Source organism: Vibrio sp. 10N.247.311.14 (genome assembly GCF_041467715.1).
Classification (GTDB): Bacteria; Pseudomonadota; Gammaproteobacteria; order Enterobacterales; family Vibrionaceae; genus Vibrio; species Vibrio crassostreae_C.
Genome location: NZ_JBFSVE010000037.1, coordinates 47,998 through 53,997, shown reverse-complemented (window position 1 = coordinate 53,997; position 6,000 = coordinate 47,998). Strand labels below are relative to the sequence as shown.

General features: G+C 45.1%; 6 protein-coding genes. 5 read left to right on the top strand and 1 reads right to left on the bottom strand.

Annotated features, from left to right (window positions below; all coding sequences use genetic code 11):
• Window positions 1-118: 118 nt before the first annotated feature.
• Window positions 119-1,447 carry an anaerobic C4-dicarboxylate transporter gene (locus tag AB6F11_RS14460; protein ID WP_010432780.1) on the bottom strand — a complete coding sequence of 443 codons (1,329 nt, stop codon included), beginning with the start codon at window positions 1,445-1,447 and terminating at the stop codon, window positions 119-121.
• 411 nt (window positions 1,448-1,858) lie between these two features.
• Here AB6F11_RS14460 and AB6F11_RS14455 point away from each other — a divergent pair, with 411 nt between their 5' ends.
• The 5 genes from AB6F11_RS14455 to AB6F11_RS14435 all read left to right on the top strand — a co-directional run bounded on the left by AB6F11_RS14455 (window position 1,859) and on the right by AB6F11_RS14435 (window position 5,690).
• The gene (locus AB6F11_RS14455) at window positions 1,859-2,518 is read left to right on the top strand and encodes an HAD family phosphatase (protein WP_017069081.1); all 660 of its coding nucleotides are present in this window, start codon (window positions 1,859-1,861) and stop codon (window positions 2,516-2,518) included.
• Window positions 2,519-2,714: 196 nt separating this feature from the next.
• Complete coding sequence (locus tag AB6F11_RS14450) at window positions 2,715-3,341, top strand: HD domain-containing protein (protein ID WP_102393980.1); 627 nt, start codon at window positions 2,715-2,717, stop codon at window positions 3,339-3,341.
• Between the two features lie 40 nt (window positions 3,342-3,381).
• A complete protein-coding gene (locus AB6F11_RS14445) occupies window positions 3,382-3,897 on the top strand; it encodes an N-acetyltransferase (protein WP_102393981.1) in 516 nt (171 codons plus the stop codon).
• 97 nt (window positions 3,898-3,994) lie between these two features.
• A complete protein-coding gene (locus AB6F11_RS14440) occupies window positions 3,995-4,681 on the top strand; it encodes a DNA-3-methyladenine glycosylase I (protein WP_102393982.1) in 687 nt (228 codons plus the stop codon).
• Between the two features lie 274 nt (window positions 4,682-4,955).
• The gene (locus AB6F11_RS14435) at window positions 4,956-5,690 is read left to right on the top strand and encodes a GntR family transcriptional regulator (RefSeq protein WP_065106896.1); all 735 of its coding nucleotides are present in this window, start codon (window positions 4,956-4,958) and stop codon (window positions 5,688-5,690) included.
• Window positions 5,691-6,000 lie beyond the last annotated feature (310 nt).

The following is a 6,000-nucleotide window of genomic DNA, read 5'->3' as shown; positions in this document are numbered from 1 at the left end:
CGTAGAGGACTTTCACCTCCTAGATCAACGCCATGCTCGGCGCACAAACAAAAACAGCGCCAATTTAGGCGCTGTTTTTCGTTGTTGTCTTGGCTATTTCAAAAAAAGAGTTAATACATTAAGCGATAAAAATCTGAGCCAGTGCATAACCTAAGCAACATGCGCCGACCACACCAATTAAACCAACCGACATGAATGAGTGGTTGAAGTACCACTTACCAATCTTGGTTGTGCCAGAGACATCGAAGTTCACTGTTGCGATGTCTGATGGGTAGTTCGGGATAAAGAAGTAGCCGTAAACTGCTGGCATCAAACCGATAAGCAGTGCTGGATCTAATCCTAAGCCAAGGCCAACAGGTAGCATCATACGTGCAGTCGCCGCTTGAGAGTTCACCACAACCGATACGATGAATAGCGCTAGAGCAAACGTCCATGGGTAATTGGTCACCATTTCAACGATGCCAGACTTGAACTGAGGCATTGCGTATTGGAAGTAGGTATCCGACATCCAAGCGATACCGAAGATCGCAATCGCCGCCACCATTCCCGATTTGAATACCACACCGTTTGGCACATCTCGCGGGTCAGTTTTAGTCGCCAGCAAAATGATACCGCCGAAGCAGAGCATCATCATTTGGATGATCACCGACATCTTGATTGGCTTGTCGCCGTCAACGATGGTTCTGATCTCAGGCACCATCGCCACGATAACAATCACCACAATCGACAATAGGAAAATCAAAACCGCATTACGAGCCGAGGTTGGCAGCACTTCATCCAAAGACGTCGCAGTAGTGCTTTCGATACGCTTTTTCCACTCAGGATCTTTTAGACGAGCTTGGTATTCAGGATCGTCGTTCAGTTCTTTGCCGCGTTTCAGGCTGTACAAAGAAAGCAAAAACGTACCAAACAGCGTTGCAGGCACCGTCACCATCAAAATGGAAAGCAGTGTAATAGAGTGTTGAATATCAGAAAGCTGCGCGAGGTAGTACACCACAGCGGCTGAAATTGGAGATGCGGTAATAGCTAGTTGAGACGCAACTGACGCTGCCGCCATTGGACGCTCAGGACGAATACCGTTCTTCAGTGCAACATCGCCAATGATCGGCATGATGGAGTAAACCGCGTGGCCAGTACCCAATAAGAAAGTCATCGAGTAAGTCACGAACGGAGCTATCAGGGTAACGCGTTTCGGGTTCTTTCTAAGCACCCTTTCCGCCACTTGCAGCATGTATTTCAAACCACCTGCCGCTTCGAGAATCGAAGCACAAGTAACAACGGCGAGGATGATCAGCATCACGGTGACAGGTGGAGACGTTGGTGGCATCTTGAAGACAAACACCTCGATAACCAAACCAATACCAGAAACAACACCTAAGCCAATACCGCCATACCGAGATCCGATATAAAGGACGACTAATAAAAATAGAAACTCAAAATACAACATAAGCAACCCTGCTAAAAGTGTGGACTAATGTTATTTTCTCCCTAAGCTCAGCCATTTACTTATTGCTTGGTCACACTATGATTGCAGGCTCCCGGTAATTGTTTTTTATAAGATTATGGTCACGTAAACAGACCTGTAAGTTTATGAAATGTAATAAGAAGCCAGACGCACAAGCTAGATTTGTTATGTGGAATAATCATAATTGTTTCTGTTAGATCTGGATGGCCTATAAAATATCAGGCTCATAACTGAACGATATTATTTCAACCACAACCAATCACATTTAAAGTCATGCAGAAGCATATTGCCGAGCCGATTGGATATATTCTTACTGAACGTTGACTCGCCTATCACTAGACACTATGTCAAAATACCCGCCCTCACGATGACAACACATTAAGAACCACGGATATGAATTTTCAAGCTGCTATTTTTGATATGGATGGGCTGCTGCTCGACACCGAGCGACTTTGTATGCAGGTTTTTGAAGAAGCATGTCACGCGCAAGGTGTTCCGTTTTTGCAAGATGTCTACCTAGGCATCATTGGTTGTAACGCAAAAACCATCGAACAGATTTTTCGAAATGGTTACGGTGAAGGGTTAGATTACCCAGCGCTGAATAATGAATGGCGCACGCGCTACAGTGCAATTGTTAAAAACCAAGCAATCCCAGTAAAAGATGGCGTGATTGAGCTGCTTGAATGGCTAAAATCGAATGACATTCCAATCGCGGTGGCGACCTCCACTCAGCTTGATATCGCAAAGAAGAAGCTTGAGCTGGCTGGCCTAGATTCGTACTTCACCTCATTAAGCACAGGCTGCGAAGTGACTCACGGCAAGCCTCACCCAGAGATTTACTTGCTGGCGGCTGAACGCCTAGGTGTTGCGCCTGAAACCTGCCTAGCGTTCGAAGATTCGAACAACGGAATTCGCGCTTCTATGGCAGCCAACATGATCAGCTTCCAGATCCCTGATTTAGTAGAGCCATGTGACGAAGTGAAAGCGCTTGGACACACCATCAGCCCTTCTCTGCATGATGTGCTAGCACAGCTTCAACAAGCTGCAGCTTAAGCTCTGACTGCCGTTGATAATGCTTTTATCAACGTAGACAAGCCCCTCTATTAAGCCGACTCACAGAGTCGTTTTTTTTGTTGATATACTTTTTATAAAAGATAAAAACTCGCGCTTGAAACTGTTAAAGTCGATTTGGGATAAATGCTAAGTAATCAGCAAGATTGCTAACGTCTAAATATGGAGACAGAGACGCGTGAAGGAAAAGTTTGAAGACCAACTGCTTGAGTTTGCACAACAAGAAATGACACAAGATGCGGCGCATGATATCAGCCACATCAAACGCGTAGTCAAAACCGCCAAAGCTTTGTGTGCTCAAGAACAAGCTAAGCTTGAAGTCGTGTTACCTGCAGCTTATCTTCATGATTGCTTCACCTTTCCTAAGAACCACCCAGACAGAGCCCAAAGCTCAACAATGGCAGCAGATAAGGCGATCTCTTTCCTCAAATCTATCGACTATCCCGCGTCCTATCTTGATGAGATCCATCACGCCATTGTCACGCACAGCTACAGCGCCAACATCACACCTGAAACCTTAGAAGCTCAGATCGTCCAAGATGCCGATCGCCTTGATTCTCTCGGTGCAATTGGTATCGCTCGCTGTTTGTATGTGGGTCAGAGCTTTAACGCTGAACTCTATAATCACGAAGACCCGTTCGCGGAACATCGTGACTTAGATGACAAGCATTACAGCGTCGACCACTTCTACGTGAAGCTGTTTAAGCTCGCTGAAACCATGAATACAGAGTCCGCCAAGTTAGAAGCCAACAAGCGCACCGACTACATGCGTGGCTTTCTTGAGCAGTTGAGTACGGAAGTTTAATGGTTTAGAAAAAGAGACACACGACAAGGAGAAAAAGGATATGGAAATAAACCACTTTAAAGCATCCGACGCCGACGAGATCGTCACTTGGTTTACATCCCTAGAAGACTACGTGTTATGGGGAGGGCGAACATTTGGTTGGCCGTTGGAAGCAGCCTCAATCATCAAACGCTCTCAAGAGCCTCATGTCGATCTCTATACCTTCTCTGAACCTAGTGCTCTCTCTGAACTGAGTTCGAACGGCAATAACTCAGAACTGATCGGGTTTATGGAGTTTCAACGTATGTCAGACAGTGAACTTCGTTTTTGCCGAGTTGCTATTCACCCAAACCAACGAGGCAAAGGGTTAGGACAATCGATGCTTGAAACGGCCTTAAAGGCGGCGAAAGAAATACCGAATGTCACCACCATCACCTTGGCCGTATTCAAGCAAAACCACGGCGCAAAACGCTGCTACGACAAAGCGGGTTTTGAGGTGGTCGACAAAGAGCCAAGCGTTAAAGAATTTAATGGTAAAACATGGCCCTTGTATCAGATGGAATTAAAGATCTCTTAATTGGCTTTCATTTGATTTGAAGACAATGGCTTAAGCTCCTTTTCATATAGAAATTAATCCCCATATCATAAAGAATCGCTTTAGTTTGGAACCTCCAATGACCCAAGAAAAATTCGACACCATTTACCAACGTGCCGCTCACCGTAAAGGCGGCGCAGCAGAGCTCGAGAAGATTGTTCGTGCACCTCTTTCACAAACCGAGTTATCACAAATTACCGACGACCGTTGGCTAGCCGCCTTTACCGAGAAGGTATTCCAGTGTGGTATTTCGTGGAATGTGGTGAGAAAGAAGTGGCCACAATTTGAAGAAGTATTCTTTGAGTTCGATATTGAAAAGATGCTGATGCTGCCGAATGAGATGTGGGAACAGAAAGCGCAAGACCCGCGCATTATTCGCCACCTCACCAAGGTAATGACCATCCCTGCCAACGCCATGATGATCCACAATGCCAAGCGTGAAGCGGATTCCTTCTCGCAAATGGTTGCCGACTGGCCATCAGAACGTATCACCGAGCTGTGGGATTACCTGAAAAAACACGGCAAGCGATTAGGTGGTAATACTGGAGCCTACACTCTGCGCCAAATGGGTAAAGATACCTTCATCTTGTCATCAGATGTTGAAGCACACCTACGCAGCACAGACGTGGTTGATAGCGGTCGTAACACCAAGCGAGCACAACTGGCAGCGAGTAAAGCCTTCAACGAATGGCAGCAACAGTCAGGTCGTAGCCTGAGCGAAATCAGTCAGATCGTGGCATACAGTTGCGGCGATAATCGAGTATAGCTTTAAACAGAACGCGCATTTAGCTTTAATTACATACACACTTAGCTTCGACCAGATGAGCACTAAGCTTCAAACCAAAACTCACTTTTTAAAAAGTACATAGTTCAATATTGCACCGATTTGTACGAAGCTGAATGTTATAAGTCGTTAACAAATAAGCGTACATCGCACTTTCAGCCAGTGGCATTGTATAGATAAGTGTATACAATGTAAGGTAACACTCACGAATCATGCTCAACCCACCCTACTCGACTAAACAAGGGCCCTTATCTCTATGACAGCTCTCAAAAACTCTGTCTCCAAAGGTATAAATACAAAAGTATCAGGCCAGACTCAAGACGATGTTGTTTACTGCCATATCTTCGACGCGATACTAGAACAAAGGCTGCCACCAGCCACCAAATTAAGCGAAGAAGCCCTCGCAGAAATCTTTGGCGTTAGCCGTACTATTATCCGTCGTGCCTTACTACGACTCTCTTTGGAGCAAGTTGTGGTGATCCGCCCTAACCGAGGAGCTGTGATTGCGGCTCCAACAGTAGACGAAGCCAAACAGATATTTAAAGCACGTGAAGTAATGGAAATTGCTATCACCGAGCTAGCCGTTAAAAACGCGACCAAAGCTCAAATCGAAGAGTGCAGAAAATTGGTCGCGAAAGAGAACAGTGCTTTCGACCAAGGTGATTACGGCTCTGGCTTACGTTTGTCTGGAGAGTTCCACATCAAACTGGCTGAAATGGCCGAAAACGCTCCACTGCTGGCTTTCCAACGCAGTTTAGTATCGCAAACCTCACTGCTGATCGCTCAATACGAAACGGGCAACCACTCAAACTGTTCTTTAGACGAACACTCCGGCTTACTGGATGCAATAGAGTCAGGCAACGAACAACAAGCCGTCGAGTTGATGCAAGAACATCTAAGCCATATTCGTTCTAAACTCAACCTAGACAGCAGCACAGCTTCTAGTGATCTACATGTGGTATTCTCCGATCTGCTTAAGAAGAAATCATAGTCCTTTAAACAACAATTTTTATAAATCGACAGAAGTGAACCAATTGTGTTCACTTCTCTTCTTGATACCTGAATCCCTCTTTTTACCTTATAAAATCAACGCAGCTTTGCCCGGAAATTTTGCTCTCTATTACCTCAACACTTCAGAAAAGTTGAATAGTAACGATACTTCACATCACAAAAACTCCTCTTAATTTGTATACATAGTCAAAAGTCAACCTTCACCAAAAAACTTCCAAATAACCAGTCAAGTCCATATAAAACAAGTCACTACAATAGAAACTAAATTGTACACAATCCACCAAAGCGCC